Annotated in this window: 35 protein-coding genes; 28 read left to right on the top strand and 7 right to left on the bottom strand. The window is 49.3% G+C overall.

From position 1 onward, the window contains the following. Positions 1-23 precede the first annotated feature (23 nt). The gene (locus tag ACYVI1_RS19860; protein WP_460912503.1) at positions 24-2,219 is read left to right on the top strand and encodes a tetratricopeptide repeat protein; all 2,196 of its coding nucleotides are present in this window, start codon (positions 24-26) and stop codon (positions 2,217-2,219) included. A 94-nt stretch (positions 2,220-2,313) separates the two neighbouring features. Here ACYVI1_RS19860 and ACYVI1_RS19855 read toward each other — a convergent pair whose 3' ends face one another. Beyond that, complete coding sequence (locus tag ACYVI1_RS19855; protein ID WP_460912502.1) at positions 2,314-2,691, bottom strand: helix-turn-helix domain-containing protein; 378 nt, start codon at positions 2,689-2,691, stop codon at positions 2,314-2,316. Positions 2,692-2,796: 105 nt separating this feature from the next. On the opposite strand from ACYVI1_RS19855, the gene ACYVI1_RS19850 reads away from it, so the two are divergent. Further along, positions 2,797-4,896 (top strand): site-specific DNA-methyltransferase, encoded by a 2,100-nt coding sequence (locus ACYVI1_RS19850; protein WP_460912501.1) that lies wholly within the window; start codon positions 2,797-2,799, stop codon positions 4,894-4,896. 2 nt (positions 4,897-4,898) lie between these two features. Continuing rightward, complete coding sequence (locus ACYVI1_RS19845) at positions 4,899-7,475, top strand: DEAD/DEAH box helicase family protein (RefSeq protein ID WP_460912500.1); 2,577 nt, start codon at positions 4,899-4,901, stop codon at positions 7,473-7,475. A gap of 15 nt (positions 7,476-7,490) precedes the next feature. On the opposite strand, the gene ACYVI1_RS19840 is transcribed toward ACYVI1_RS19845, so the two are convergent. From ACYVI1_RS19840 to ACYVI1_RS19825, 4 genes are all read right to left on the bottom strand, one after another. Continuing rightward, positions 7,491-8,153, bottom strand: a complete 663-nt coding sequence (locus ACYVI1_RS19840) for a Uma2 family endonuclease (RefSeq protein WP_460912499.1) — start codon at positions 8,151-8,153, stop codon at positions 7,491-7,493. 35 nt (positions 8,154-8,188) lie between these two features. Continuing rightward, entirely contained in the window at positions 8,189-10,369 is a 2,181-nt protein-coding gene (scpA, locus tag ACYVI1_RS19835; protein WP_460912498.1) for a methylmalonyl-CoA mutase, read from the bottom strand. 13 nt (positions 10,370-10,382) lie between these two features. After that, the gene (locus ACYVI1_RS19830) at positions 10,383-11,717 is read right to left on the bottom strand and encodes a methylmalonyl-CoA mutase family protein (protein ID WP_460912497.1); all 1,335 of its coding nucleotides are present in this window, start codon (positions 11,715-11,717) and stop codon (positions 10,383-10,385) included. Positions 11,718-11,838: 121 nt separating this feature from the next. Beyond that, entirely contained in the window at positions 11,839-12,261 is a 423-nt protein-coding gene (locus tag ACYVI1_RS19825; RefSeq protein ID WP_460912496.1) for a hypothetical protein, read from the bottom strand. A gap of 155 nt (positions 12,262-12,416) precedes the next feature. On the opposite strand from ACYVI1_RS19825, the gene ACYVI1_RS19820 reads away from it, so the two are divergent. Further along, complete coding sequence (locus tag ACYVI1_RS19820) at positions 12,417-12,737, top strand: hypothetical protein (RefSeq protein WP_460912495.1); 321 nt, start codon at positions 12,417-12,419, stop codon at positions 12,735-12,737. Positions 12,738-12,748: 11 nt separating this feature from the next. Here ACYVI1_RS19820 and ACYVI1_RS19815 read toward each other — a convergent pair whose 3' ends face one another. Further along, on the bottom strand, positions 12,749-13,123 hold the full coding sequence (locus ACYVI1_RS19815) for a hypothetical protein (protein ID WP_460912494.1): 375 nt from the start codon (positions 13,121-13,123) through the stop codon (positions 12,749-12,751). 174 nt (positions 13,124-13,297) lie between these two features. Further along, entirely contained in the window at positions 13,298-13,465 is a 168-nt protein-coding gene (locus tag ACYVI1_RS19810) for a hypothetical protein (protein ID WP_460912493.1), read from the bottom strand. Between the two features lie 232 nt (positions 13,466-13,697). Between ACYVI1_RS19810 and ACYVI1_RS19805 the strand changes: the two genes are divergently transcribed. The 24 genes from ACYVI1_RS19805 (at position 13,698) to ACYVI1_RS19690 (ending at position 26,691) form a co-directional block, all read left to right on the top strand. Beyond that, a complete protein-coding gene (locus ACYVI1_RS19805; RefSeq protein ID WP_460912492.1) occupies positions 13,698-13,922 on the top strand; it encodes a hypothetical protein in 225 nt (74 codons plus the stop codon). A gap of 5 nt (positions 13,923-13,927) precedes the next feature. Then, positions 13,928-14,173: a hypothetical protein gene (locus ACYVI1_RS19800; RefSeq protein WP_460912491.1), complete on the top strand. Its 246-nt coding sequence runs from the start codon at positions 13,928-13,930 to the stop codon at positions 14,171-14,173. A 100-nt stretch (positions 14,174-14,273) separates the two neighbouring features. Then, on the top strand, positions 14,274-15,743 hold the full coding sequence (locus ACYVI1_RS19795) for a hypothetical protein (protein ID WP_460912490.1): 1,470 nt from the start codon (positions 14,274-14,276) through the stop codon (positions 15,741-15,743). Positions 15,744-15,754: 11 nt separating this feature from the next. Next, positions 15,755-15,955, top strand: a complete 201-nt coding sequence (locus ACYVI1_RS19790) for a hypothetical protein (protein ID WP_460912488.1) — start codon at positions 15,755-15,757, stop codon at positions 15,953-15,955. Between the two features lie 36 nt (positions 15,956-15,991). Next, on the top strand, positions 15,992-16,228 hold the full coding sequence (locus tag ACYVI1_RS19785) for a hypothetical protein (RefSeq protein WP_460912487.1): 237 nt from the start codon (positions 15,992-15,994) through the stop codon (positions 16,226-16,228). Between the two features lie 109 nt (positions 16,229-16,337). Then, positions 16,338-16,760 (top strand): single-stranded DNA-binding protein, encoded by a 423-nt coding sequence (locus ACYVI1_RS19780; protein ID WP_460912486.1) that lies wholly within the window; start codon positions 16,338-16,340, stop codon positions 16,758-16,760. Between the two features lie 110 nt (positions 16,761-16,870). Then, complete coding sequence (locus ACYVI1_RS19775; RefSeq protein ID WP_460912483.1) at positions 16,871-17,152, top strand: DUF4160 domain-containing protein; 282 nt, start codon at positions 16,871-16,873, stop codon at positions 17,150-17,152. A gap of 1 nt (position 17,153) precedes the next feature. Further along, positions 17,154-17,435 (top strand): DUF2442 domain-containing protein, encoded by a 282-nt coding sequence (locus ACYVI1_RS19770; protein WP_460912482.1) that lies wholly within the window; start codon positions 17,154-17,156, stop codon positions 17,433-17,435. A 43-nt stretch (positions 17,436-17,478) separates the two neighbouring features. Further along, a complete protein-coding gene (locus ACYVI1_RS19765) occupies positions 17,479-17,865 on the top strand; it encodes a DUF5618 family protein (protein ID WP_460912481.1) in 387 nt (128 codons plus the stop codon). A gap of 159 nt (positions 17,866-18,024) precedes the next feature. After that, positions 18,025-18,693, top strand: coding sequence for a hypothetical protein (locus ACYVI1_RS19760; RefSeq protein ID WP_460912479.1), 669 nt, complete (start codon positions 18,025-18,027; stop codon positions 18,691-18,693). Then, on the top strand, positions 18,690-19,145 hold the full coding sequence (locus ACYVI1_RS19755; protein ID WP_460912478.1) for an LEA/WHy family protein: 456 nt from the start codon (positions 18,690-18,692) through the stop codon (positions 19,143-19,145). Before ACYVI1_RS19760 ends, ACYVI1_RS19755 begins: the two co-directional genes overlap by 4 nt. Positions 19,146-19,150: 5 nt before the next feature. After that, positions 19,151-19,690 carry a hypothetical protein gene (locus tag ACYVI1_RS19750; protein WP_460912477.1) on the top strand — a complete coding sequence of 180 codons (540 nt, stop codon included), beginning with the start codon at positions 19,151-19,153 and terminating at the stop codon, positions 19,688-19,690. A gap of 50 nt (positions 19,691-19,740) precedes the next feature. Beyond that, positions 19,741-20,355, top strand: coding sequence for a hypothetical protein (locus ACYVI1_RS19745; RefSeq protein WP_460912476.1), 615 nt, complete (start codon positions 19,741-19,743; stop codon positions 20,353-20,355). 276 nt (positions 20,356-20,631) lie between these two features. Continuing rightward, on the top strand, positions 20,632-21,192 hold the full coding sequence (locus ACYVI1_RS19740; protein ID WP_460912475.1) for a hypothetical protein: 561 nt from the start codon (positions 20,632-20,634) through the stop codon (positions 21,190-21,192). Between the two features lie 11 nt (positions 21,193-21,203). Beyond that, positions 21,204-21,545 (top strand): hypothetical protein, encoded by a 342-nt coding sequence (locus tag ACYVI1_RS19735; RefSeq protein WP_460912473.1) that lies wholly within the window; start codon positions 21,204-21,206, stop codon positions 21,543-21,545. Positions 21,546-21,547: 2 nt separating this feature from the next. After that, on the top strand, positions 21,548-22,273 hold the full coding sequence (locus ACYVI1_RS19730) for a hypothetical protein (RefSeq protein ID WP_460912472.1): 726 nt from the start codon (positions 21,548-21,550) through the stop codon (positions 22,271-22,273). Continuing rightward, a complete protein-coding gene (locus ACYVI1_RS19725) occupies positions 22,274-22,726 on the top strand; it encodes a M23 family metallopeptidase (RefSeq protein WP_460912471.1) in 453 nt (150 codons plus the stop codon). It abuts the gene before it with no gap. Between the two features lie 7 nt (positions 22,727-22,733). Then, positions 22,734-23,333: a transglycosylase SLT domain-containing protein gene (locus ACYVI1_RS19720; RefSeq protein WP_460912470.1), complete on the top strand. Its 600-nt coding sequence runs from the start codon at positions 22,734-22,736 to the stop codon at positions 23,331-23,333. Beyond that, entirely contained in the window at positions 23,330-23,611 is a 282-nt protein-coding gene (locus ACYVI1_RS19715; protein ID WP_460912469.1) for a hypothetical protein, read from the top strand. Before ACYVI1_RS19720 ends, ACYVI1_RS19715 begins: the two co-directional genes overlap by 4 nt. A 25-nt stretch (positions 23,612-23,636) precedes the next feature. Continuing rightward, positions 23,637-24,056: a hypothetical protein gene (locus ACYVI1_RS19710; protein WP_460912468.1), complete on the top strand. Its 420-nt coding sequence runs from the start codon at positions 23,637-23,639 to the stop codon at positions 24,054-24,056. 18 nt (positions 24,057-24,074) lie between these two features. Next, positions 24,075-24,755 (top strand): hypothetical protein, encoded by a 681-nt coding sequence (locus ACYVI1_RS19705; protein ID WP_460912467.1) that lies wholly within the window; start codon positions 24,075-24,077, stop codon positions 24,753-24,755. Beyond that, positions 24,755-25,270, top strand: coding sequence for a CHAP domain-containing protein (locus ACYVI1_RS19700; protein WP_460912466.1), 516 nt, complete (start codon positions 24,755-24,757; stop codon positions 25,268-25,270). Before ACYVI1_RS19705 ends, ACYVI1_RS19700 begins: the two co-directional genes overlap by 1 nt. Beyond that, positions 25,251-25,451 carry a hypothetical protein gene (locus ACYVI1_RS19695; protein ID WP_460912465.1) on the top strand — a complete coding sequence of 67 codons (201 nt, stop codon included), beginning with the start codon at positions 25,251-25,253 and terminating at the stop codon, positions 25,449-25,451. Before ACYVI1_RS19700 ends, ACYVI1_RS19695 begins: the two co-directional genes overlap by 20 nt. Next, positions 25,444-26,691: a hypothetical protein gene (locus ACYVI1_RS19690; protein ID WP_460912463.1), complete on the top strand. Its 1,248-nt coding sequence runs from the start codon at positions 25,444-25,446 to the stop codon at positions 26,689-26,691. The genes ACYVI1_RS19695 and ACYVI1_RS19690 overlap by 8 nt, the downstream gene beginning before the upstream one ends.

Raw genomic sequence — 26,691 nt, 5'->3', positions numbered from 1 at the left:
CCAATAGACGAGCACCTGCTGTTATGGCTAAAAAAAAGCAATCACAAAGTTACGAGAACCCTCGCTCGGTAGCGCCTAAACCTGTCGCGACGACCACAACCGGTCCCGCCCGGCCGAGTGTCGCCCGCCCGACTGAGACCAATCAGCGCCCGCCGGTACGCCCTGCCGCTGCGAAGTCCGTGAATACACCTGCCCCGCCCGACTTACCAATTGCCAGACGGTATGTTGCCTGGTGGCCACCCGCCGTACTGGCTCTTCTGGGATTTGCCTTATACATTAACACCTTCGGGCATCAATACGCGCTCGATGACATTGCCGCTATCGGTCAAAATCTGTTCGTGAAGAAAGGTATTGCGGGCATTCCTGATTTGCTCCGCACCGAATTCTGGCACTTCAGTAATATTTCGCTGGGCTACTACCGGCCCCTGTCGCTCATCACCTTTGCCCTCGAGCAGGAATATTTTAAAGATAATCCGAACATCAGCCACATGATTAACGCCGGACTTTATGCGCTAACGGGCTTAGTCGTTGGTGTGTTGCTCCAGAAGTGGCTAACCAATCAAACCATTACGGCCTTTTTAATTGGGCTGGTCTTTATCGCGCATCCGCTGCATACCGAAATTGTGGCCAACATAAAAGGCCGCGATGAAGTGCTGAGTTTTCTGTTTATTTCGCTGATGCTGCTGTCCTATTGGAAGCACTTAGAATCCGGCACCCGACTTTGGTTTCAGGGGCCGGTTTCCGACTGGCCGCTGGGGGGCATTATGGGGCTGTTCTCGGTTGTAGGGGGTTGGGTAATTGGCAGCAGCCTGATGGTAAACACGTTGGGCAGTACCGTGGGCGGTATGTTAGGGGTCGTCATTATGGGTGCTCTGTCGACAAGCTGGATGGGCCTGGCCTGTGTGTCGCTCTATTTTGCTTTTCTGTCCAAAGAATCATCCATCGTCAGCTTAGCCCTGATTCCGGCTATGCAGTACTGGTTTGCCCGCCGGAACGTCTGGCAGTCGCTTATCAGCCTGTGGCCGTTTCTGATCGTAGCGGCTTTGTTTTTCTACCAGAAACAGAAAATGATTGGCACCCTGAGCGGCACCCCGCCGGTCGATTGGGCCAACTACCCCTACGCCATTGAGAAGACGCAGAAGTCTACCATGTTCAAGTTTCTGGAATACTACATCCGGTTGCTGCTTCTGCCGCATCCGCTGGTCTATGATTATTCGTACAACGTCATTCCGTCGGGCGGGAAAGGTGATTTGCTGACGTGGGCTGGCTTTTTCACGTTCCTGGGTTTACTGTGGCTGGCCTGGAAAGGCTTTATGAAACGAACCCTGTGGGGTTTCGGCATCTTCTGGTTCTTCGTCACGATGGCGCCGGGGCTGGGCTTTATCTGGATTCGGGGGGGCATCTTCGCCGAGCGTTTTTCCTACGCAGCCGTCATGGGTTTTGGGTTTGTTTTAATCTGGGCACTGCAAAAATTACTGGTACGTGCTACCGCCGAATCGGCTAACCTGACTGGAGAAGCAACGACTCGCCCTTCGTTGGCCCGTTATGCACCGTTGCTGGGGCTGATGGCCGTTGTTGCGGGCTTGTATTCCTTCAAAACGGTTGAGCGTAACCACGACTGGGAGAATAATTTCGTGCTGTTCAACTCGGCCCTGCCTTATGCGCCCAATAGTTGCCAGGTGCAGCGGCACGTAGCCAATGAGTGGATTGAGAAAGGATTGAAAGACCGGGCTAAAGCCGACTCCATTGCCAATGCGACCAACGCCATCAAGCCCAAACCATCGGTTGAGCAGGTCAAAAAGGCGCAGGTGTTGATTGATACAAACATTGCCCGTGCCAACAAACACGGCCGCTGGGCGCTTGATCACTTGCAGGAATCGACCCGGATATACCCCAATTTTGGCGAAGCGTATTTCTCGATGGCCTATGTGTTTCAGAAAATTACGCCCAACGTCGATTCAGCCAAGCATTATTATAAGCAAACCATTCGGGCGGCCAATGCCTATGCACCCGCTTACAACAACCTCGGCGTAATTTATCAGGGCGAAGGCCAGGCGCAGAACAACCGGCAGAAGCTTGAACTGGCCTCGTACTACTACAACCGGTCGATGGTCGTTAACCCGGCCTATGTCGACGGTCAGAACAACCGTGCGAATTTGCTCAAGGCGTTTGGTATCGACGTGAAGGTGTTGCCCGATTCGGTCATTAATAAGTATTAGTGGACAAACCTAAAAGGTTTCAAAGACCCTTTAGGTTTGCATAGAGAAGCCCGTTCCTCGCACAGGAACGGGCTTCTTTTTTGTCAGTAATAGTTTACTTGCTTAATACCTTATCAAGCAATTCTTTCAAATGCTGTACTTGTTCCTGTAGCTGTTTAATCTGCTCTTCATATAATTTACGCTCGTTATCAAAATTGTCCTTTCCTAAAAATATGCCGCTGTTGGCCGAAGAATGAGTGTTCATAGCACCAAAAATCACCATCCTCTCGTCAAAGCCAATCAAGTCGTTCAAGCCTACTTTGAGTACTTCCGCAATTTGTTGTAGCCGGGAAAGCGATATGTCTGTTTCGTCGCGTTCTATTTTCCCATAACCGGCTTGCGACATTTGTAGGGCATCGGCCATGTAGTCTTGGGTGTAGTTGCGGAGTTCGCGAAGCTTTTTGATTTTATTCCCCACATTAAGCATTTCCATAGAAGTGGTTTATTAGTGCTTACGGTTACGAATATACTACTATCAGTTTTGAATTTATACTTTCAGTTGTATTTTCTTCGTAGTTACGCTTTTAGTAACTGCCCAATGCTGCAACTGCCTGACGAAGAACGTGATTTCCTGATTGATAGACTCCAAAAAGGCGAATCGATCCCTTCCGACTTCAAATACAAACTTTTCCCGACGCTTCAGAAAGAGTATGAGTTAGTGTACGCAGGCAAGATGCGAAAAGAGGACATCTTAGCCGATGAGGACGGCGTTACAGCTATGCCTTTGCAGGTCGAAAAAGTTTTCAATGGCACCCGTCAAGGCTTTGCTGATGGCTGGCGTAACCTAATGGTATTTGGTGATAATCTGCAATTTTTGAAAACGCTTTACGCTAACACCGATGACCTTATACGCGACCGGGCAAAGGGGCAAGTTAAACTTATATACATCGATCCACCGTTTGGAACAGCCTCAGATTTTGACAGCAAAACAGGGCAGTTAGCCTACAGTGACAAAGCGAAGGGTAGTGATTTTGTGGAGTTCATTCGTCGGCGATTAGTAGTAGCAAGGGAACTGCTATCTAATGATGGAGCGATATACGTTCATCTGGATTCAAAAAAATCTCATTATATAAAAGCGGTTTTAGATGAAATTTTTGGCGAATCTAATTTCAGAGGTGAGATAATTTGGAAACGTGCAGATGCACATAATGACAAAAGTCTGGTCTCATATGGTAATATCCATGATACTATACTTTTCTACAGCAAATCTCAAAACTATATCTGGTACACTCAAACTACTAAGATTGATGAAAAAACAATAAAGCGAGATTATAGAATTGATCCAACCAATGGAAGGTATTACCGCTTAGGTGATTTAGTAGGGCCAGGAGGTAAAGGTGTAACCTACACTATTAATGGTATTACAGAAGCATGGAAGTGGTCTAAGGATAAGTTTTACGATGCTGATAAAAAAGGTAGGATATACTATACTGCCACTGGCAGGCCTTTCTACAAAATTTACCTCGATGAACATGATGGTGTACCATTGCAAACTATTTGGAACGATTGTCCTCAAATCAAAGGGGGAATAGAAAATCTGAAGTATCCTACACAAAAGCCTGAAGAACTTCTTAGGCGAATCATTTTGGCTTCAACAAATCCAGACGACCTTGTTCTTGATTTCTTTGGCGGTAGCGGTACAACGGCGACCGTTGCCGAAAAACTTGGCCGACGCTGGATTACATGCGACATTGGAAAATTATCGTTCTACACGATGCAGAAACGGCTGTTACAAATTCAGGACAGTAAGAACCTTATTAATCCTGCTCAGAAATACGGCCAACCCGCCCGCACGTTTGCAACTGTCAATACAGGGCTTTATAATCTACCAAAGCTATTTGAACTCGACCGCGACAAGTATCGCTCTTTCGTGCTTAATCTGTTTGAGGTTGAAGACAAGCCGCACCGTATTAATGGAATTATGGTAGATGGTGAACGATTCGGCAGCTACGCAATGATTTGGAATTTCTGGGATTTCAGCGAATCGGAAGTTGATGAAGATTTTTTGAACGACCTACACTCTTCACTACGGGGACGCATCGGAAACCGCTTTTATCTCATTGCTCCCGCCAACCGGGTTGGGTTCATTTCGGATTACTACGAGATAGAAAATGTTCGGTACTACTTCCTGAAAGTGCCGTACCAGATTATTCAGGAACTGCACAAGAAGGAATTTTTGAAATTCCGCCAGCCTCAGAGCAAAAATAAGATAAATGAACTGGCCGACGCCGTTGGCTTTCACTTCATGCGACAGCCGAAAGTGGAAAGCGAATTAGCAGGCGATATACTTATTATCAGGGAGTTTACCTCGCTATACTCAGAGGAAGGGACCGGGCGCGACATGGCCAATTTTGAGAGCCTGTCAATGGTGTTGTGGGATGCCAATTATAATGGCAATGAGTTCGTAATGACCAATTTCATGTTTGCCGCCGACTTGATCGCTACCAAAAAGCAAAAGCAGAAAGAACTGGAACAAGCCGAAGCAGAGGGTGGCAATTTGTTTGTAGACCAACTGCGCGACGAGCTTAAACATCAAACTGATCTGCGAATACCGCTTGGCGAAACAGGCCCTCGAATCGGAGTCGTGTATGTAGACGTTTACGGTAACGAATTTAAGGAAGAGTTCAAACGAGCGTAGCGATGCAGGAAATCAAGACGTTTAACACGCAGGATCTGGTGTTGGCTACAAGTCAAAATTTTGACCCAATCAAATTAAATCTCTCGGCCTGGGATCGGTTCCTGGACATTCTTTGTCAAGACCGGGACTATCAGAAGGAAGCTATACAAACAGCCATCATCTATCTTTTCTCAGGAAGGTACACCACTATTGAAAAGTTGGTTAAGGAGAACTACGACAAAAACGAACCCCTGCGCGAACGTTACACGGATCTGAACGACTATACCCGGCGGTTGCAACTGCCAAACCGGCTTTCGGCAACGATTGATTTAGCCACTGGAACAGGCAAGAGCTATGCCATGTACGGTATAGCCCAAATCGCGTTAGGATTGGGTTTGGTCGATAAAGTGCTGGTACTCTGTCCTTCGATAACGATTGAAAAAGGATTGACCGAAAAATTTATCGACTTATCGGCTAATAGCAAACTCAAAAGTGCTATTCCCGCGACAGCGGTTTTTGCCAATCCCAGTATTACAGATGCAACACATACTATTCAGGATGGCGATATCTGCATTGAAAATATACATGCGGTGTACAGCCGAAACAGCAGTTCAATTCAGGACAGTTTAGGCTTTGGAAAAGGGCAAACCTGCTTAGTTTTAAGCGATGAAGTTCACCACGTTTACAACAAAATAGTGGGAAATGATACCGAGAGTAAAGACCTTAAAAAATGGAAAGAGTTTCTGCTGAATGGCGGTCATGGATTCCAGTATCTGTTGGGCTTTACGGGAACAGCCTATGTAGAAAGCGACTATTTCAATGATGTAATTTATCGCTACTCACTTCGCCAGGCCATTGAAGACCGCATCGTGAAAACGGTGGATTATGTGGCTAAAGATGAGAAGACGCAGGAACGTGATGAAAAATATCAGAAAATATACCAAAACCATCAGGCTAACAAAGATCGCTACGGCAGCTTAAAGCCGCTAACGCTGTTGGTTACACAGGAAATTAGGCAGGCCGAACAACTCAAAGAAGAACTATGTGAATTTTTGGCCGCTAAAGAGCAGTTCTCTATTGACGAGGTTCGGGCGCACAAAGTCCTGATAGTAACCTCGAAACATAAAGAAAACGTAGACCTGTATTTGCCTAACGTTGACAAGCCGCAAAGTCAATTTGAGTGGATTGTGTCGGTTTCAATGCTTACCGAAGGCTGGGACGTGAAGAATGTATTTCAAATTGTGCCGATGGAAGAGCGGGCCTTTAACTCCAAACTCCTTATTGCACAGGTACTTGGACGTGGGTTACGATTACCTCCGTCTTACCCAAAGGCGACCGTTACAGTTTTTAATCATGATAACTGGACCGGTAAAATCAAAGGTTTGGTAGATGAAATTCTTGAACTTGAAATGAAATTGGTCGCTCAGCCAATTCAGGAGGGAGAACGGGCAAAATATCACTTTACAATCCATACTATTAATTACGATAAAACGCAGGAAGAGACACCAACCACCAGAATTAATACTGTTTTTGATTACTCAAAAGAGGAAATTAAACTGGCTGCCCAAATTGATGCATACACGCCTACCACTACGTTTGTTAACACGAAAGCACAGGAGCATTCAGTTGAGTACCGGATTGAAAAAGAGTTATTTTCGGTTGATAGTGTCGTTAATAAAATTTATGAAGAATTCAGGCTCCGCGAGTGGGAAGGTGTTACGTTGAAACTGAAAGACGGTGACTACACAAAAAATAATTTACCGCCAAAAGAAACGATAGAACGGCTTATTAGAAACTCAATGGCCAGCCGCGCCATTTCTGGTGACTGGCTTGATAAACATAACCAGCAGGCCATTTTCAACTCCTTTAACACACTTTTACGAAAGAAATCTAAAACGCTCATCACGAAACGCGTAGCGACAGGCTTAATAAAGATAAATACTAAGCAGCGTGAACGTGAAACGTTATCCGTTGGCAGTTTGCGACGGGACAGCACGGTATTCTATACTCCTGATTTTGAATCTGAGATAACTGACGATGATGTCAAAGCCGTTTGTGTTGCGGTTGTTGAAGACGAATCGCTGAAGTTTAGTTCAAGGAAAGAAATTAAAACTGCTCTCTTTAAAACGCCTGTTGATTTGGTATTCAGCACTGCCGAACCAGAACGAAAGTTTGTCGAATTGCTGACAAAACAAGAGAATGCGGAGAAGATAACCGCCTGGGTAAAATCAAAAAATCAGCGATTTTATGAGATTGAGTATTCAATTACATCCGACGCGGGCAAACATAGTCGGTTAGCGAAATTTAATCCTGACTTCTTAATCCTGATTCAATCAGGTGATATGGAATACGTAGTTGTTGCAGAGATTAAGGCTAATGACGACGTTAGCCCTGAAAATAAAGCTAAGCTACGCTACGCCCGACAGCACTTTCGCGACCTCAATATGGCTCTGTCAGAAAATGAGATGAACCAGACGTATCTATTCCATTTTCTCAGCCCACAGGATTATGCAGAGTTTTTTGGCTATTTGAAAGATGGGCGGCTTATTAGCGGTAATGACCCGTTCAGAAGTAGACTGGAAAATTTACTTGATGAATAATGTCAGCCGCAGCCGCTATTGCAGCAACGCTCTCAACGTTAGGGCGTTGGCTTCGCTCTCGAAAATGGCCCGGATAGGAATGGCAAAGCCCCTAACAGTCAGAGCTGTTAGGGTATCGTTGAGGTGAAAATTACCAACGGCATCAAAGGCCATGAACTCCTCGTCTAACCGGAACTGCTCGACGACCTGGCGAATAGGGTCAACTAACCAATACTCCCGAACACCGTGGGCCGCGTAATCCTCGAATTTAATGCCACGGTCACGTTTGGCAGTGCCTTTGGAAAGGATTTCTACGACCAGATCGGGGGCGGGGTGCTTCATGGTATCATCGGTAAATTCATCGGCGATATCTTTGCGCCAGAAACAGATATCGGGTTCGTAATCGTTTCGGGTGAGTGTAATAAGTGCTTTTTCGGTGTCCACCTCACCCAAGTCATGCATCTGAACGTAGACACGAAGCAACGTTGTTAAATTTCCGTTGGCTCGTAGATGCCTGCGCTTCACGGGCGAGTGCATAATAACTTCGCCGTTAATAAACTCGGCTTTTACGTCGTCCTGAAGCCATTCATAAAATGCCTGTCGTTTCGTAGCCTCATTATTAAGTACAGCCTGTACTCGTTCAATAATGAGTTTAGCGTCGGGAGCATCTAAGAGTTCAGCTACGAGATCGTCAGTCATGTTGTCGTTTGTTGTTACGTGAAGATAAGAAAAACTTACTCCCTCATCAACTCCGATAGTATCTTCTGAGCCGCTATCGAAATCACCGTGCCCGGTCCGAACACACCTTTAACGCCCGCATCATACAGATACTGGTAATCCTGTGCCGGAATTACGCCCCCGGCAATGACCATAATGTCGGCGCGGCCAATTTTCTTCAACTCCTCGATTAGTTGCGGCACCAGCGTTTTGTGCCCAGCCGCCAGACTCGATACGCCCACGATATGGACGTCATTCTCGGCGGCTTGCCGGGCTACTTCGTCGGGTGTCTGGAATAATGGCCCCATATCCACATCGAAGCCCAAATCGGCAAAACTGGTAGCAATGATTTTAGCGCCCCGATCATGACCATCCTGCCCCATCTTGGCCACCAGAATCCGGGGACGGCGGCCATCGAGTTCCGCAAATCGGTCGCTCAGTTGGCGGGCCAGCCGGAAATTTTCATCATCGGAAACCTCCGCCGAGTAAATACCCGATACGGACCGGATGGTGGCCTTATGGCGGCCAAAGGCTTTTTCCATAGCGTCAGAAATTTCGCCGAGAGTAGCGCGGTGGCGGGCCGCGTCAACAGCGAGGGCGAGGAGGTTTTTGGCCGGGGGCCGGGAGTGTGGAGCAGGGGTCATGGCCGCTTCTGTCAACGCGGCCAGCGATTTTTCTACGTTCGACTGATTTCGCCCTGCTTTCACTGTTTTCAGTCGGGTGATCTGGCTTTCGCGCACAGCCTGATTGTCGATGTCCAGCAGGTCAATTTTAGTTTCAGATTCGGGTTTATAACGATTTACACCCACAATCACGTCTTTACCAGAGTCGATACGGGCTTGCTTCCGGGCGGCTGCTTCTTCAATGCGGAGTTTGGGCAAGCCGGTGTCAATGGCTTTGGTCATGCCACCCAATTGCTCCACTTCATCGATCAACGCCCAGGCTTTTTCGGCCAGTTCCATAGTCAGATACTCCACGTAATGCGACCCGCCCCAGGGGTCAATAGCGCGGGTGATGTCGGTCTCGTGTTGCAGATACAGTTGCGTATTTCGGGCAATCCGGGCCGAGAAATCCGTTGGTAAGGCAATGGCTTCATCGAGCGAGTTGGTATGCAGGCTCTGCGTTCCACCCAGCACAGCCGCCAGGGCTTCAATTGTCGTGCGGGCCACATTGTTGAACGGGTCCTGCTCGGTGAGGCTATAGCCCGAGGTTTGGCAGTGGGTTCGTAATGCCAGCGACTTTACATTTTTCGGTTCAAATTGCTTCACGACTTTCGCCCATAACAATCGCCCGGCCCGCAGTTTGGCAATCTCCATGAAGTGATTCATGCCGATACCCCAGAAGAACGAAAGCCGTGGGGCAAAATCGTCGATGCTCATGCCCACTCGTAGCCCGGTTCGGATATACTCAAGTCCATCGGCGAGCGTATACGCCAGTTCGAGGTGGGCCGGTGCGCCTGCTTCGTGCATGTGGTAGCCACTGATACTGATGGAATTGAACTTCGGCATGTACTGCGCCGTATACGCGAAAATATCGCCCACAATCCGCATGGAGGGTTCGGGCGGGTAGATGTAGGTGTTCCGCACCATGAACTCCTTTAGAATGTCGTTCTGAATCGTGCCCGACAGTTTCTCCGGTGGAACGCCCTGTTCCTCTGCCGCGACGATGAAAAAGGCCATAATGGGCAGCACCGCTCCATTCATGGTCATCGACACCGACATCTGGTCGAGGGGAATCTGATCGAACAGGATTTTCATATCCTCAACCGAATCAATCGCTACACCCGCCTTACCTACATCGCCCACAACGCGCGAGTGATCGGAGTCATAGCCCCGGTGGGTGGCTAAATCAAACGCGACGGATAAGCCTTTTTGTCCACCAGCAAGGTTACGCCGATAGAACGCGTTTGAGGCTTCGGCAGTCGAGAAGCCCGCGTATTGCCGGATGGTCCACGGTTGGCGGACATACATACTGGCGTAAGGTCCGCGCAAAAACGGCGGAATGCCAGCCTGTAGAGACCGCAACGGCGGACCGGTAAAATTTTGCGGCTCTACGTCAGCAACCGTGAAATAGGGCTTTAGTTTGATGCCTTCGGCGGTGGTATAAGGGGCGGGGCGGGGCGCATGGGGCATGGTGTTCACCACCCGCTGCTGGCTTGCTGGTGATGGATTTGGTAGGTTGGTGAAGTTGGGTCTCATACCTAATCAGGGTTTACTCAAATTTCCCGGCCAGCCGCCGGTTGGGCAATAAGCCGATAAAGTCTCCTTCAGGCCGTCCGGTGTCCCGGCTTTTAGGGTTTACATTAGCATCTTCATCAACCCGAAACTTCGTGACGCCTACCAGCACTTTCCCATTTCGCACGGCTTCCACTTTCGTCTGATAGGCTTGTTCAATGGTGTCTGGAATGTAACCATTGTTGAACGCTTTTGTGGATCCCCCCTGTTTTTCAACATCCAGAAACAACGTCCAGGCCGACTCAACGAATTGATTCGTAAGGATTTCGATATAATAGGCCCCTGCCGATGGGTCGGCAACTTTGTTTAAATAGCTTTCTTCTTTTAGCAATACCGAAACATTTCGGGCAATGCGGGCTGAAAACTCACTCGATTCGTCCAGAACGGTATCATACGGATGTACCGTCAGCACATCGCACCCACCAATAACTGCCGCCATTGATTCGGTCGTAGCGCGAAGCAGGTTCGTGTAGGGTGTGGCCGTCGAGTCGTAGAAGGTAGAGGTTTGAGCGTGGATAAATACTGAGTGCTGGATACTGGATACTGGATAATGGCTGAGAAGGCGATTATACAACACGCGCAGAGCGCGGAGTTTGGCGATTTCCAGAAAATAACTGGTGCCGACGGAAACAGACAGAATTGTTTTCGGAACGAGTTGATCGATGCTTAGGCCCGCATCCGTCAGCCTGTCATACATATCGGCTAAAGAAGACAGTGTGAAGGCCAGTTCCTGAGTGGCCGTAGCACCGGCATTATGAAACGCATGACTACTCACACAGACCGTCCGAAACAGGGGCGAATCGGCAGTCAGGCGGGTAATCTCAGCCGTTTTGTCGTTCATGTCAGCCAGCAAACCGCCTTTGAGTTGGTAGGGAACTACGATTTTCAACGACTGGATAAACTCAGTTGTGTTGCCATTACCTGATTCGAAGCGAAAGAAAACAGGCGTTTCACTAAGTTTTATGTTATTCAGGAGCCGGGCTAAATCAGCCGATGCAGACAGCTTAATTACGAGCGCATCAGCTCCGCGTTCCAATGCATATCGTAACGTTGCATTAGCGGTTTTCTCGTCTGAAACCCGTTGTTCGGGGGCGTTTAGCCAGCCAGGAAACGATTTTTGAGCCGCCTGGATAGCCTCAAGTGGCAAGGCTGTCAGCTCGTCTGAGATGTAGTAGGGTTCGAGGGTGAATCCCTCTCCAGTTTGCCAGCGCAGGATTTCGTCAATGCCTTCGTTTTTTAACTCTTTCTGAACCTGCGCCAGCCAGTCCGATTTGTCGGCCGGGGGGAATAACGTTGGAAGATGTGATTCCATTCGCTTGGTTTAAGACAACGTGTGGGTAAAAGTAAGCTTTTTACTATCTACCCTCCTAATTAGCTGGAAAGGCCATTTTTGGCCCTAAGCAAGCAAAACAGTAAGCAAAACGCTAAAAAAATTAAGCGTAGGCCACTGCCAGCATTTCACTTGCCTGAAACTTTCCCAATTGCACAATTAGTGCGTGATTCGATTGCGCCAGTTGTGCAATTGTAGCAGTCTGTTCCGATAGTTGCCTTTCTTTTTCGACTAATGCTTTCGCTTGTTGTGTAATTATTGTTCTTAAATACTCCTTGTCATTCTCTTCAATAAAAGTTAATTTTTCTTTTATATGATTGTTTTCAAAGTTTTCTACATCCACCTGGCTTACGCCTAAAGCCTGATAAAACTTCATTACAGTAGAAAACTTTACGTTATCTCGCCTAAATACCTCATAGACGGCCTGCCGAGTCACGTTCATTTTTTCCGAGAGCTCTTTTACGGAAACTCCCTTACTTTCGGCTAACAGCCTGATAGTGTCCCCATTGTGCTTTTCTGCGTTCATTTTAGAGGTCGTGTTAATAAAAAATGTTTATTTAACTTTACATGTAAAGTTTTTTGTCTTTACTATTGCACTGTCATTACACACGAAAGTTATGCCAAAGTTCAGTAATACACGATAAAATTTAGTGTAGGGTCAGTAAAATAAAGTGTAGAACAATGCAATCCCAACCAACAACCGCCCCGGAAAACTTGACTATTAGTGCAAACCGTGCTCTGTATCAACGTTTTATGGATTTGCCCCGCTCCGAGCGCGATAAAATGCAAGCCGAATTGGAAAGCTACCGCCAGTGGTGGCACTTTAAAAGCTACTTGTTAATTGAAGGCACCGATTTAGGCGAAGCAAAAGCCCGAACGGTGGCCCTGCTCATGTGGTATTTGGGCGTTTCGCTCCATGAACTGCTATCCAACCGCATTGACTTCCAACCCTATGAAGTGTTTTCGGCCAATCGCCAAACCTTAACTGATAAGGCTACATGAGTGAGTTCGCTTCATTGAGTTGGTTCGCTGTCATTGCCGCGTTCTAAATCGTTTTGCCGATTCGCCCTACGACTTAGGGAGGTCGCAATCAATAGGCCTAAAAGGATGAAAATAGGTAGGCTTTTCGCCTGATTTCTAAGTAGTTGATTTTCGGCTTTTAGCCCAATGTTTTCGGTAGCAATGGCTTTGAATTTTTCGTCTTTGTTGAGTTCAAATTTGATTTTAGGGGTCAGGTTTTCAAGCCCGATTTCAACGAGTTGCAGATGTTTTTCCCGCTTTACCCATGCAAGAGTAATGTAGGTATTCCATAAGACAGACAGCCCCAAAGCAGTCCATAACCCATAAGCTGATATGAAAGACAAGGCAGATGTAACGAAATCAGTCATGTACAAAATGATTTTAAAGGTCAATTTTTTGTCCTGGGGCTTCTCCTACGATGTCTTACGGGAAGACGGGTTTTGCGTAAAAATTTTCAATGCACCCTTATTCACCGCCTACCGATTTTTTGAGCATCCGAAGCCACCAGTCACAAACCTACACACCATCCCTCAAAAACCTACTTACCAATGATTGCCGCTTTCCTGGTCGTGGGCATCAGTTTCATTGAGGTTTTCGCCCGTGCCCTGGAACGCTGGAACAATAACCCGTAGCCCATGCTCCCCTCCAGGGGCCGGGGGCGGTTGGGGTTCGACTCCCCACACGGGTTCAGCACGTAGGATACTCCCCAAGCAGTTTACCAGGCGGTTCTGCCGGGATAACGTAGCGTGTGCTTATGCTGGTTGCCACATGCCCCGGCGCGTTTGATAGCTCCAAGCCAACGCGCCGGGTGCAAAACGGTCCGGCGCACCGGCCTTAAAATGATAATGCTGTCATGTTTTTTGGCCACCAGACAAGCCGACGTAGGAAAAACCGCCGTAACGCGCAGCGTTACAACCTACTCCCCTAACTAGTCAAGCCGCTATGCCACTCAAACACACCTTTCGTCAGCATCGCAAATTGTGTGAAAAGTATCTGTCAGCCTTAGAGACAAAGCAAAAAGCATTCTGGCAACTGTACATGAAACCTTATCCCGGCCAATGGCAAATCGACCTATTGAAAGAGCAGATTGAGATTTTCCGCAACCTCGAATACATCGGCACTCCCGATGGCAAAGCCCCGGCCACCCAACTACACCTATTTGTATAATCCCAATGAACGCAGACCTGATTGAATTAGCCGCCCGAATCCGGCGCATACGCTACAGCCGCCTGGAGGATAAAACCCAATCCCACAACTACAACACCGGCTACCTCACCGCCCTCGATGACATTACCGGCGCAATCGACCAGATGAAGGCCGATAACGAAGCCCGTTTAGAGGCCGACTATGCCCAGCAAAAACAGGCATTCGTGGACATCATAAAACACCTGACAGTCGCGTTTAGTGAGTTTGACTAATCGCCTGAAATTCAGCGTGTTGGCTCTCTCTCGATAAATTTAGAAACATCTATAAATTTAGAAACATCTTTCAGGAATTTCCTCTAAAAACCGCCCCCGAATGCACACCCTTTCCCCTGATTCCAAGACCCGCCTTGCCCGGCAAAATCGGTTTGGCTACACCGTCCGCAACAAACAAATCCTGAACAACCGGCTACGTGACCAAATCGACGAGTATTTAGGGCTATATGACATTCAGTTGCCCGATACCAAGACCGAACACAACCGGATGGCACACAGCATCTACCAACGCGCCCGCTTTGGCGATGAGTTAGAAAGCCGGTTTGAGCACTTAGTGGCCTTGCGCTATGCGGTTTGTGATACGAAGGGCTATTACGCCCGGTTTCAGCACGAGGGGAAAGAGAAACTGCAACCCTTAGCGTTCTGGTACTCCAAACACCGGCTGGATAATGTCTGGAACTGGCGCAAATCGCAGATTGTCAGGAACCGGTATTATCGGTTTCTCGAAACGGCTACCGACGCGGTAGGGGTGAAGCTCTTAGACTATTACAAACCCGTGCATATGGTGCTGACGGTGCCACACAGTAACGGCATATGGGAGGGTAAACGCTTCTTTGCGAGGGAGTTAATAAAGGCATTCACGGCCATGAGGAAAGAACCGGAATGGAATCAGTACATCTACGCCGGTGAATATGGCATTGAGGTCAAACGCTCCAAATCGCACGGGCTTCATATTCACCTGCACAGCTTCATCCTTCAGCACCCGACCTACACCGTCGAGCACGTCCGCGAAGTAATCGACCGGCTTTGGCGCAAGCAGACCGGCAACGACTCCACCTATTCCGGCATCCACTACGAAACGCTGTACACCTGGCAGCGCGATGAGCAGAACAACATCGTTTTAGACCGCAAAGGACACCCGATAAAGGACTACATCAAGCCCGGCCAATCCGACCTAAATCACTATCTGTCAGGCGTTTTGGAGTGCATCAAATACCACTTTAAGCCTGATTGCATTCAAACCACCGACGGGGAATATGACTTACTGCTGATTGATGAAATCCTGACCAATACCAAGAACCTACGCATGTACAGCCGTTTTGGTGCCTTCTATCGGCAATCCCTCCTGAATTTCAATGCGTTAGAACCGGACGAACTGGAAGAACAACCATGCGATGGCCCGGCAACGGGCTTTGCCGAAGTGTCGGAGGAATGGGAAGCCTGGAAGGATGAGTACGACGCCCAAACCAGTGTAGACGGAGTAGAAGATAACCTGATTAACCCCTTCACCGGCCAACCTGCCCGGCGTTCCGAATTTGACATTGCCATCGGTAAACCCACTGACTTGCAGTATCACGGCAAAAATTCCCCCACACCCTACGAAGGATTTTTGTACAAACGGGATAGTAGTCTGTTCCGAATTGCCCCGAAAATGCCGTTAAAACAGGTTATTAAGTACGATTTGAAGGGAATGCTACAGCCGGTGGAATACCAGAAAAAAGCCCTGACCCGTGCCGAACGGGAACACAACCGCAGTCAAAAACTTACCCGTTTATTCAGTTCACAATAACCCTAAAACACATGAGACGATTTACAAAAAGCGAAATGGATTGCCTGGTCGATTTTTGCGAAACGTATAAAAACGTTGCAAAGGGAGACATGGAAATGTTGAGACTAAATAAAGAACCTTCCGACTATGAAAGAGGGCTTGCCGCTGGCATAAGCATGGTATTAGGTCAGATTGAAGAAATGGCCAAGAAGTCACGACCTACGCGGACTTAATTCACCCAACAATACCATTACTAACCCCTAAGCAGCATGTCACACGAAAACGACCTTGTTGGCCCTCCTTTCTTCGTCTGGATTCACCCAGCGAACACACAATTTGATAGCGTGACCGGAATCGAATGCGATACGGTGAATGAAGCTATTGATTACGCGAAAGCCCAAATGATTGAGCGAACAGGGCGTGAGCCTGTTGAAGTCAATGGCACACACTTCTATGACGAAGAAGCGGAATTGTGGGCTGACATCACTGATGCTATGCCGTTTTAACACCCAACAGTAGCAACGGGCGTTTTTCACGCCCTTGCGTAGTTGGGTGAACGACCCCGATGAAGAAACCGAATTACCAATTAATCAGTTAACCATAACCCCAAACACGATGCAGCGCATAACCATTACCGGCAACGTCGGTCAGGATGCCGTTATCAAACAGCACAACGGCGAATCATTCATCACCTTCTCAGTAGCCTGTAACGAGAAATTCAAAAACCGTGAGGGCATTGAGGTCGAAAAAACCCAATGGTACAACTGTATCTATCAGCCCAAAAGTCAGGCCATAGCCAGGTACCTGACGCGGGGAACAAAGGTCTATGTGGAAGGAAAACCCAACGTTCGCACCTACCAGAACGCGGCCAAAGAAACCGCCGTTGACTTTGGCATTCAGGTTCGCGGCATTGAATTATTAGGTGGCAACAGTCCCGAAAAAAGCCCGGCTGTTGAGTCGAAACCGATGGAACAAACCGAGTCAAAACCCGCCCTGGCCATGAGCGGGGATAGTGACGAGAATGATTTACCCTTTTAACTGAACAGTCAGCCAATAGACTCGCGCAACAGACTTTTTTACCAGACTTACCGCGAGACTATTGGCCTGACTTTGTGATAGACACCAAACCGACTAACTTAGCGTGACACATGCCCAAAATTGCTGTTTACGAATTTCTGACATTCTTTGCTGTTATGTTCGATATAACAGGAAACGAACCGCCCCACTTGCACGTTTACAAAACCAAGAAGGCGAGTAGACAATACGCTAAGATTTGGCTTGAAACCGCTCAATTTGCCGAGACGGGGCCACTAACCTTGAAAGAGCAGAAATTAGTGATTAAGTTGATTGAGTCGAATCGAAGCAAATTGCTTGATGCTTACCGTAAGGTTGGAACCGAAAAAATAACCCCATTAAAACTCAAACTTTGAGATGGACAACAAACGAGAAGGTTTTGTGTATGTAACACCCGAAATAAAAAAGGTGACGTTCCCCAAGCCGGGTAAGTTTAACGTACATCTTGAAGACGGGCGCGAGATTATTTTGCCAATCCGCAAGTTTCCTTCCCTGGCAAAGGTGCCGGTTGGCAGGCGAAACAACTACCAAATCATTTCGGGAAAAAGCGGCAGTATGCTTACCTGGCCCGACTGTAATGAAGTTTATCACATTCAGGACTTCTTAGGCGTTCCCGAAAACTACATTTACAAAGGCTAAGCCCCCCGGTTGACTCAAGTAGGCGCTTACGTAGATTTGCACCATGTACACAGACCCCATACAGGAAGCCCGGCGATATGTTGACAACGCCCGGCAAACCCTAAGCAAAAGCGCACAGAAAGAAGGTGGCGTCTATAAAGACCGGAAATATGTAAAAACCGCCGGGTATCAGGCCTACACCGGCGTATTACTGGCACTGGATGCCGTTACGCCTAAACCAAAGAAAGGCCGCAAGACCGAGGATTTTTACCGCGCTGAATTAACGAAGCTGGATAAAAAACTATTAACCTCGTTTAATGTGGCCTACGAAAATCTGCACATGTTTATGGGCTATGATGGCGCATTAGATGTGGGCATTTCCACGTCTGGACTCCAAAAGGCAGACGAAATAATTGGCTGGGTCGAAAATCGGTTACGCACCACCAAATAGAAAACCACCCGGTTAATTCCCATAGCAAGCCCGTTCCACGCAGGAACGGGCTTTTTGTTTACACGAAAAAATAAAGTGTAACACCCCACCAAACAGCGTGTAAAACGCTAACCCTCTGGCTCTTGAAGGTGGTTATTTTGTGCTTTTCCGGTGGAGTCAATGGCAGACCTAAATACAATCTATAATGGCGTAATCGAATACTTTGACCCGAAAACAGATACGGGCATTGTACGGCCCGGCTCCTGTAATTTTTTTGGAACCGACTGTGATAACTTCCTCTATGACCAACTCCCATCCTGGCCAGTAATGGACAGGATAAATCAGGAGTCGAAGACAACAATAGAGGGCGTTAAGCTCCAATACACCACCGGCACAAATCGAACGGAATGGCTAAAAGAGCGCATTGGGGCCATTGATGCACGGGTAAACTTCATTCGGGGCCGGGTGCTTGACCTGTTAGGGTATATCCAAAGCATCAACGGAGACACCGCCGTAACACTCGAAAAAGCCTTTACAGCCGCGTTGGGTTTGCTTCCCGGAATTGGTTCAGTCATTACGGCTATTGAAGGAGGAGCGCAGGCAAGCCGGAATTTGGAAGCCTACAAAGCGCAATCGCTTATACAGCAATACACCGAAGATATTAAGCAGCTTGCCGCGATTCGGAACGCCCTGGCAACGGAGTATGGCAAAGCGGGAACCACAACACCAACACCACTACAACCCACGCAGGAAGCCCCCAATCCCAATGCCATTTATTACTGGATAGGCGGGGCAATCGTGCTTCTGGCATTTATATACTGGATGAGTAAACGACGTAACCGCCGATGAACAAACGACTTATCATATTGGCCCTGGTGGTCTTCATCGCGCTCTGGATTCTCTACAAAGTGAACACCGCCACGCGCTTAGATTATCAGATTGGCCTACCCAAAGAAATCAGCCTGAAAGGTGGCCAACTCTCCTTTCTGTTGCCGCTTCGGGTCATCAATCCAAGCGGGGGAACCATCAACCTTAAAGGCGTTCAGGCCGATATTAACACCGCCGGGCAATACTTAGGCCGGGCCACCATTGATAGCCCGGTTCGCATTGGGCCGCGTCAGGAAACGGTCATCAATGTAGCCGTAGCCGTGCAGTATTTTGACCTGGTGAATGCCGCTGGGGGAATCTGGACAACGCTCAAAGGCGGAAAGGTTGGGCTGGAAATCGACGGGCTTATTTACGCAGAAGGGTTTCAGATACCCATTAAAAACGGGTTTGATTTCCAACTGCCAAAACTGTAACGACCATGTACGACAATACCGAACCCGTAGCCGGGAAAACTTATAGTGATGCCTGGTGGCAGGGCTGGTTTGACAAGCAAATGACCGGCGTGAGTACGACCGACATTGCGGGCTATCTGGAAGACCGGGGCGTTGACCCCACCAGTGACGAATACGCGGATTACTCATCGGGCATTTCCGACCCCAAACTGTTGGCGGATTTAACAGCCACCAAAGCAGCGGCCACCAAAACCGGCAACACCAAACTAACCAATACGCTTGACCTGGTATTCAAGTACGGTGAAAAAGCCATTGCCGCCTTAGTTGCAGCCGGTGTACTGGACGGGCCGAGCCTGGCCAATTCAGGCTATGACAACATCAGTCAGGACGCTGACGGTACGATTCGGATTGGGCAAAACAAAACGGCGGTTGCAGCGGCACCCTTAGCCACGCCAAAAATCTTCGGGCTGGATTTTTCAAGCCCAACGGTCATCATCGTAACCTTCATCGTCATCATGCTGGTCGCGTACTTTCTGTTTTTCAATAAGAAGAAAAAGAAGTCGTAACGCACAGATTTTCAACGCAGTAAACAACAACCAATAAACAGCAAAAACAAATGGCAACAGTAAAGATTAGCCAAATGGGGCAGCAAACCAGTACGCAGCCCTTTTTTGAAGTCATCGTAGGCACCAAGCGGTATGTGGTGGGTACTGACCCTGGCAATGTGGCAAATGCCAAACCCGTAGCCTGGTTAGGTAACATGGGCTTTAGTGCCGATATGCAGGCGAAGTTTTCGGCCCCCGATGCTGACCTGAAAGCGGCATTGAACATGAACGAAAGCTATGGCACGACCTTAGACAGCCGTTTCCCACAGGCAACGTTAGCCGATGGCTTTCAGGTTGTTACCGGGTTCGACCGCTCTACCGACTGGGCCGCTGGTTATCCCAAAGATACCAAAACGTTCACGTCGGGAACGGCTGGCACAACCACCGGCACCACAACAGGCACGACCACCGGTACTACGGCTGGCACAACCACCGGCACCACGACTACGACCACTTCGGGCGGTGGCACGACTACCGTTTTTTCCGCACCCGACACCACGAGCACCATCACCAAATTCTTTACCGATTACTGGTGGGCTATCCTGTTGGTGTTGGTGGTCTTGCTCTGGAAGCCCGTCATTGGCCCCGCGCTGGGTCTCTCACCAAAACGCCGGTATCGCCGGTAAGCTACAATTTACGTAGAGAGTGCCCCGCCTAAACCCTATGGAGCGGGCGGGGCCAAACCAATTTATCAACTCAAAATTTTTCACAGGAAAATGGCAAAAGCACCGCGTAAACCGGCAAAATCAGCCCCTATGTCATCGTGGAAACGCTACGATGAAAAGAAGGCGCAATACGATAAAGACAAGCGTCAGAAAGATGCTTTGATTAAGAAGCACAGCAAGTAATCTATTGTCGGTGGTGTCGGGTTCTCAAACCCGACACCCCTGGTAATCAACCCGATGTACACCGAACTAACCATACTTGACCGGCTACGAACCGACCAAACGCCGTACTGGTATTTGTATGATGGTTCGCGGCTGATGAAGCGCAACCGCGAAACGCCCGACCTGGAACAAAGCATAGCGCACCTCAGCGAAAGCCTTGCCCAACTCCCGTCGGGAACCTACCGGCTCAAAGCGGCTAACCACCTCAAAAAGCACAACGGAGCCGCCTGGCACGACCTGACTATATCGAGCGGCCAACACCACCAGTACCCTACGCCCATGAATCCATCAGCATCGACTAACGCCTATAACATTCCCGACCATATCTATCTGAAGATTCAGGAGGAAGAGCGGCAAAAGTTCATGTTTAACGACATGTATGCCGAGTTCAAAGAGCTTCGCAAAGAGTGGCCGGAATACAAAGCAAAGGTGGATAAAATCGAAAAATTCCTGTTTGAAGACGCCGATGGTGACGGGGTTTCTGATTTTGCCGAAACCATGAAAACCGTTGCCAGTGCCGCTGATTCTGCCAGCACCGTTAAAAAAGTATTTACCGGCTCCGGCCTATTTGGATAACTCGCAACCCTATGAAACCCGTGAAAATCAATCAAAGTCCTGGCGTTATCGAGATTAACGACGAAATGATAATGGCGTTGTTCGTTCGCCTGTTTAAAGCCCTAAAAGCCGCGTTTGATACGCCTACCGAATCGGGAGGGATACGGGCTTACGAACTCATCGAAACCTTAACCGAGACTGCCGAAAACGACCCCGACGTGTTCCGGGCCGTGCTCACCGAAGACAATATAGCGGCCTTCACACGACTGCAAAAAAAGGCGCAAACCGGCAAAGTTGGCCTGAATGACCTGCTAACGGCATTCCCTGGCATTGGGAACGCTATGAAGGGCGGTGGATTTAAAAACTTCTTTTAACGATGGCCATAGAGCGCGAAGACCTTAGCGACGTGAACGACGGGCGGTATAACAATATCCTGCTTTTTCTGGCAGTGGGTGTATTGCTGTACATTCTGGTTAGTGGCTGGAGAAAGTCAAAGCAAGCGGCTCTGAGTGATGCTATTGGCTCTGACCAAAACGCCTTGCTCGCGCAGCAATTGCGTCAAGCGTTTCAGCCCTGGGGAAGTAACTGGACGATGGGCATAGACAGCACCGACACGACCGCCGTGCTATCGGTGGCCACTCAGATCAGGAACTACACCGCCGTTGCCGATGCCTACCGAACGCTGTACAATTCCGACCTATCCACCGATTTAGCCAGCGAACTGAGTGCCGCCGAACTGCAACAGTTTTGGGCAAGCGTCGGAGCCGCTGGAACCACGACCACCACGCCGAACGTCGGCCCGGCCACCACAACGAAAACCCCAACGGGAAACAGCGTGATTATCGGGCCGCAAACAGTGGTGAAAAGCCTACTGAATAAAACGTGTGTGGCCACGCAGTCGGTACACGTCAGGGTTTACAAAGAGCCGGGTGCTATTGCCGACACAGCTACAAAAGGTGAAAACGTGGGCAAGTATGCCGGAGAAGCTGACCTGACCATTAACGGCACCAAAGGCCGGTTTGTGCATGTCAAAAAGCCTGCTGTTTGGGGGTTGTATGACGTGGATTCATGGGTTCACAAAGGGTCATTAACCTTTATCTAAATGGGACGCGAAGCCATTGCCCTACTGCTGATTGCCATTGCATTCGTGGCCCTATGGTTACGAAAGAGTAAGCTGAGTTGGCCACTCACAGGAACCATAACATCACCGTTTGGCAACCGGGTAGCACCCACCGCCGGGGCGTCTACCTTCCATAATGGCATTGATATTTCGGCCAAAGAGGGTACGCCCGTGTTGGCTCCAGCGGCAGGAACCGTCACGAGCCTGTACACCACGAAGGAGGGCGGGAATCAGTTGGTTATCAAACACGCTAACGGCCTGACCACTGGCTACGCCCATTTGAGTTCGTATGCCGTGAAAATCAATCAATCCGTAGCCAAAGGGCAACTAATGGCCTACAGTGGCAAAACGGGCAACGTGACGGGGCCGCATTTGCATTTTACAGTACGCAACGAATTGGGGAACTACGTAAACCCACTGAACTACCTGACCTGACAAACTGATGTTGACCTACGAAGAACTTGTACCCATTGCCTACCGGGCGGCCTTCATTAGCAAGGTTCGGCAAGTATCGGCACGGCTGGGCATCGACCCTAATTGGCTGATGATTGTGATGCGGGTCGAAACGGCTGGAACATTCAGCCCGGCCATTCGCAATTATGCCGGGTCTGGAGCAGTGGGACTCATTCAGTTTACCGAAATAGCCATAAAAGGGTGGGGTGTCACGCTTGACCAATTGGCCAAAATGAGTGCCGTTGCTCAACTTGACTACGTAGAGAAATACCTTTCGCCCTATGCCAGCAAGATAAAAGACGTGTATGATTTGTACCTGGCAGTCTTTGCCCCGGCCTACTTAGGCCGACCCGACGGGCAGGTATTGTACAGCATCCACGCCACCACTGCAACGGGCAAACGTCAGTACGAGCTAAACAAAGTGCTGGATAAAAATTTAGATGGCAGCATCACCATTCAGGAAGTGAAAGAGGCCATTTCACGCTATGTCTTGCCGGGTGTAGACACCGGCTCAACCCCAAATTATGTACTCCCCATTTTAGCCGCCATCGGGCTTTTATTCCTACTAAACAAACGCAGAAACCAATGAAAAAGACCTTCACCGAAATCAACGCGCCAGGCGAATTTACAGCACCGGGTGGCGGAAAAACAACCGTCGTCAACACGGGTATGACGCCGGTTATTTTGACCGACAAAGAAACGCTGGAAGCCGCGTCGGGCCTACCTCACAGAACAAGGCGGGCCGTTTTGATTGCCCTGTATGGACTGTTGCCAGGCGAATCGAAAAGCCTGGCAACCGGAACGTATAATCTTGATTCTCAAGCCGGCAACGGAGCAACGGTTGTGGTGGTATCCGAAATAAAATAATTCATTCACTTAACCAACAAAGAACATGTTCAAGAATCTGGTAAAACGTAGCTCTTTCCAAAAAATCATTGTCGGTGATAATGCACCCGTTACGCTGTTGATTGAGGGCGATGAAGTGTATGTTCATGCCTATCCTGACCCGGAGGGACTATCGCCCGACGCGGGAGGGGTTGTGATTGGACGCCAAACCGACCGTGAATTTTTGAAAATGCAGTATGATCGCATTTTTGATGAAATATTCCCCGGTATCGAAACAACGGGAAAGCGCGTAGACCTGTCAAAACGACTGGCCTATGATGGGTCTACCTTAGCGTTGGAATCGGGCGAAACGGGCGTAAATCTGCTATGTGGCTTTTCGGATAACGTCACGTTTAGCATTGCGGGAACGCCGAATGGAGTTGCCCATGTGGTCATCGAAACGATTCACTACGAACCCCGCCGGTAAGCCGCTCTCATGCCGGAAATGGACGATATAACGCAACTGAGCGAAGAGCTACGCCAACAAGAGCAACTGATGCAGGAAGGACGCGACCGCCTGTATCAGTTGCAGGTGGCCGAAGCAGAGCGGATTCGTGTGGCCAACGAAGCCGAATTAGAGCAGGTGTTGACCGATGCCAAAGCGTTTCGGATTGAAGCCAGTCGCGCCACCTCGGAGACCGAGCGGCACACCCTACGCACCTACGCCAAAGAGGGTGAAGACCGGGCAACGGAATTGCGCCGGGCGTTGGGCATCGAGGAAAGCGAACCCGATGCAGCCCCGGAAATCGACGCTGGGGCCGAACATCGCACCTGGTTAATCAAACAAATTCGGGGAAACCTCAATATCGCCTTAACCTTTTTAGCGGCATGGTTTGGTCTGTACTACGTAGGGGAGGGCAACACCGGCACCATCGGCTATATCGCGCAGGTGTTGAGCAAACCCGCCTTTCATGGGTTCATGCTCTTTGCCGGGCTGTTGTTCGTGTTTCTGGTGATTCGGCGGTATTTCTACACCGTGACCGAGTACCTGAACCGTCGGGCGTCGGGCGAATCGTTCGAGCTGGATTTTCAGGAGGTTTCGGCACAATCGCGGCTGTTTTTTGTGCTGGGATTGCTCTACGTCATCACCCAATTCTTAGCGTCGATTTACCAGGTAACGCTATAGTGGCCACGCAGGTCGTGGAGCGGGCCAAAGGCGAATTGGGTGTGCATGAAATCCGGGGGCATAACGATTCACCCCGGATTGATGAATACCGTAGCCTGACGCTGAACAAAAAAGTAAAAGGCTGGCGCGACGCCTGGTGTGCCTATTACGTAGCCTGGTGTTATAAAACAGGCGGGGGCAAGATTCCCAAAACCTGTAAAAATCCCGCACAGGCCGCACAATGGTTCCTGGACAACAAGGCGTATGTGTATTCCAAGCGAAAGATAGTACCCGGCAAACCCCGCCCTGGCGACGTGGTGGGCTACCGGTTCCGGTCAGGCCGAATCAGTCACATCGGCATCATTGTCGAGTGGCCCGACGGGAAAGATTATTACATCAGCATGGAAGGCAACACCGGTACGAGTTCGACCGTCTACCGGGATAACAACCGAAACGATGCCGTTCGGATGAAACGCCGACCTAAAGCAATGGCTTACCTCGTTGCATCGACCCTATATGAAGAACCTAAAAAGTAACCTGATTCTGTTCGTATTCGTCCTGGCGATTCTGTTGCATTACCTCACGCTGACCGCCGGTGCCGCCTTCGGGCTTTATTTTCTGTATCTGTTAGCTGATGCGAGCTACTATTATTTCGCTGGTTTCCTTTGTCTGTGCTACCTGTGTATCACCAGTTATTTCTACGCCTTCGATGCTTAACGTTCAGGAACCCTACCACCGCGCCGTTTATCAGCGCGACAACCAAAACCGGGCCATTATTCCCCTTCGCGGAACGGCCACGCCCTACGCCACGCTCACCATCGCGCTACGCCCCCTGGTCTTTGGCGAAGAAACAAGCCTGGAGTTAGTGGCCGATGCCGCCGGAAACTTCGCTGGTGGCGTTACCGCCCTGGGGGGTTGGTATGACGTGACGGTGAGCGATGGCACCCAAATGCAGACGGTAAAAGCCGGAGCCGGTGAAGTCTTTATTGTGTGGGGCCATTCGTTTATGAGTTGGTCGCTTGGTTCAGCGTCAACCGATGAACGGGTCGTGACCCTATCCGACTCGCTGACGGAAACCGATTTTCAGTACGAGCAACTGACCAACCGGGTAGGGCCGTTTCAGGAAGGCGGGCCGGGTGCCTGGGGGCAACTTGGCGACAAGCTGGTGAAACGGCTCAACGTGCCGGTTTTGTTGTATGGCACCGCCTTTGGTGGCTCCAACATCAAGCAGAATTACCGAGTGCTCAACAACATGCCGTTTGAGCATAGTTTTATCAAGTATGCCGACCGGCAACCCTACCGCCCGTTAGAAAAAGTTCTGACCGACTACGTACCCCGCACCGGCGTTCGGGCTATTTTGTGCGAACATGGGTACAATGACGTGTCATCATCCCCGACTGAGTTTTTAGACCAGTTGGGCTTTGTCATCGACTACACCCGGAATCACTTTGGGCATCCTGATTTGCCGTTTGTGCTGGTGCAGGAAGAAACCACCGGCCAACCTGACCGGCTGGGTAGCGCAGCAATCGGGAACGCCCTCAAATCATTCATCGGCACCAAGCCCAACACCTGGCAGGGGCCGGATTTTAACGCCGGGTATTGGGGAACGCCGGGTTTTCACGATGGCAGCGCACACCTGACCGTATCAGGCAACGCCCAATTTGCCAGCGATTGGGATGCGAGTTTAACCAACACGTTTTTTGCCCAATCGAAACCCGTGCTATCCAACACGGAGGTTACGCAGGGAGCCAGTGACGATATTCTGTATTATGCTGAAGCACCGGCCATTGAGAATAAAGGCATCGAATACATTATTTGGGCGTTGGCCGCTTTGTTCGCTATTGGCCTGCTGAATCGGCAAAGCCGCTCAAAATCAATGGTTGGGTTATTGGTCCTGGCGGTGGTGTTCATCTACCGGAGCCGGAGCCAACAGCCACAACTACAAGTACAAGGTTAG

It is taken from the genome of Spirosoma areae, assembly GCF_054781775.1.
Note: the sequence above shows the minus strand (reverse complement) of the source record. Positions and strands in the feature narration are given on the sequence as shown.

Bases quoted from the DNA above. Each gene is read 5' to 3' on its own strand.
- ACYVI1_RS19740 (WP_460912475.1), top strand. From the start codon at position 20,632: ATGTACACCGAACTAACCATACTTGACCGGCTACGAACCGACCAAACG.
- ACYVI1_RS19750 (WP_460912477.1), top strand. From the start codon at position 19,151: ATGTACGACAATACCGAACCCGTAGCCGGGAAAACTTATAGTGATGCC.
- ACYVI1_RS19760 (WP_460912479.1), top strand. From the start codon at position 18,025: ATGGCAGACCTAAATACAATCTATAATGGCGTAATCGAATACTTTGAC.
- ACYVI1_RS19745 (WP_460912476.1), top strand. From the start codon at position 19,741: ATGGCAACAGTAAAGATTAGCCAAATGGGGCAGCAAACCAGTACGCAG.
- ACYVI1_RS19755 (WP_460912478.1), top strand. From the start codon at position 18,690: ATGAACAAACGACTTATCATATTGGCCCTGGTGGTCTTCATCGCGCTC.
- ACYVI1_RS19725 (WP_460912471.1), top strand. From the start codon at position 22,274: ATGGGACGCGAAGCCATTGCCCTACTGCTGATTGCCATTGCATTCGTG.
- ACYVI1_RS19705 (WP_460912467.1), top strand. From the start codon at position 24,075: ATGGACGATATAACGCAACTGAGCGAAGAGCTACGCCAACAAGAGCAA.
- ACYVI1_RS19775 (WP_460912483.1), top strand. From the start codon at position 16,871: ATGCCCAAAATTGCTGTTTACGAATTTCTGACATTCTTTGCTGTTATG.
- ACYVI1_RS19855 (WP_460912502.1), bottom strand. From the start codon at position 2,691: ATGGAAATGCTTAATGTGGGGAATAAAATCAAAAAGCTTCGCGAACTC.
- ACYVI1_RS19840 (WP_460912499.1), bottom strand. From the start codon at position 8,153: ATGACTGACGATCTCGTAGCTGAACTCTTAGATGCTCCCGACGCTAAA.
- ACYVI1_RS19825 (WP_460912496.1), bottom strand. From the start codon at position 12,261: ATGAACGCAGAAAAGCACAATGGGGACACTATCAGGCTGTTAGCCGAA.
- ACYVI1_RS19690 (WP_460912463.1), top strand. From the start codon at position 25,444: ATGCTTAACGTTCAGGAACCCTACCACCGCGCCGTTTATCAGCGCGAC.
- ACYVI1_RS19830 (WP_460912497.1), bottom strand. From the start codon at position 11,717: ATGGAATCACATCTTCCAACGTTATTCCCCCCGGCCGACAAATCGGAC.
- ACYVI1_RS19785 (WP_460912487.1), top strand. From the start codon at position 15,992: ATGTCACACGAAAACGACCTTGTTGGCCCTCCTTTCTTCGTCTGGATT.
- ACYVI1_RS19850 (WP_460912501.1), top strand. From the start codon at position 2,797: ATGCTGCAACTGCCTGACGAAGAACGTGATTTCCTGATTGATAGACTC.
- ACYVI1_RS19735 (WP_460912473.1), top strand. From the start codon at position 21,204: ATGAAACCCGTGAAAATCAATCAAAGTCCTGGCGTTATCGAGATTAAC.
- ACYVI1_RS19790 (WP_460912488.1), top strand. From the start codon at position 15,755: ATGAGACGATTTACAAAAAGCGAAATGGATTGCCTGGTCGATTTTTGC.
- ACYVI1_RS19795 (WP_460912490.1), top strand. From the start codon at position 14,274: ATGCACACCCTTTCCCCTGATTCCAAGACCCGCCTTGCCCGGCAAAAT.
- ACYVI1_RS19780 (WP_460912486.1), top strand. From the start codon at position 16,338: ATGCAGCGCATAACCATTACCGGCAACGTCGGTCAGGATGCCGTTATC.
- ACYVI1_RS19695 (WP_460912465.1), top strand. From the start codon at position 25,251: ATGAAGAACCTAAAAAGTAACCTGATTCTGTTCGTATTCGTCCTGGCG.
- ACYVI1_RS19805 (WP_460912492.1), top strand. From the start codon at position 13,698: ATGCCACTCAAACACACCTTTCGTCAGCATCGCAAATTGTGTGAAAAG.
- ACYVI1_RS19710 (WP_460912468.1), top strand. From the start codon at position 23,637: ATGTTCAAGAATCTGGTAAAACGTAGCTCTTTCCAAAAAATCATTGTC.
- ACYVI1_RS19860 (WP_460912503.1), top strand. From the start codon at position 24: ATGGCTAAAAAAAAGCAATCACAAAGTTACGAGAACCCTCGCTCGGTA.
- scpA (WP_460912498.1), bottom strand. From the start codon at position 10,369: ATGAGACCCAACTTCACCAACCTACCAAATCCATCACCAGCAAGCCAG.
- ACYVI1_RS19730 (WP_460912472.1), top strand. From the start codon at position 21,548: ATGGCCATAGAGCGCGAAGACCTTAGCGACGTGAACGACGGGCGGTAT.
- ACYVI1_RS19820 (WP_460912495.1), top strand. From the start codon at position 12,417: ATGCAATCCCAACCAACAACCGCCCCGGAAAACTTGACTATTAGTGCA.
- ACYVI1_RS19800 (WP_460912491.1), top strand. From the start codon at position 13,928: ATGAACGCAGACCTGATTGAATTAGCCGCCCGAATCCGGCGCATACGC.
- ACYVI1_RS19770 (WP_460912482.1), top strand. From the start codon at position 17,154: ATGGACAACAAACGAGAAGGTTTTGTGTATGTAACACCCGAAATAAAA.
- ACYVI1_RS19845 (WP_460912500.1), top strand. From the start codon at position 4,899: ATGCAGGAAATCAAGACGTTTAACACGCAGGATCTGGTGTTGGCTACA.
- ACYVI1_RS19720 (WP_460912470.1), top strand. From the start codon at position 22,734: ATGTTGACCTACGAAGAACTTGTACCCATTGCCTACCGGGCGGCCTTC.
- ACYVI1_RS19815 (WP_460912494.1), bottom strand. From the start codon at position 13,123: ATGACTGATTTCGTTACATCTGCCTTGTCTTTCATATCAGCTTATGGG.
- ACYVI1_RS19715 (WP_460912469.1), top strand. From the start codon at position 23,330: ATGAAAAAGACCTTCACCGAAATCAACGCGCCAGGCGAATTTACAGCA.
- ACYVI1_RS19765 (WP_460912481.1), top strand. From the start codon at position 17,479: ATGTACACAGACCCCATACAGGAAGCCCGGCGATATGTTGACAACGCC.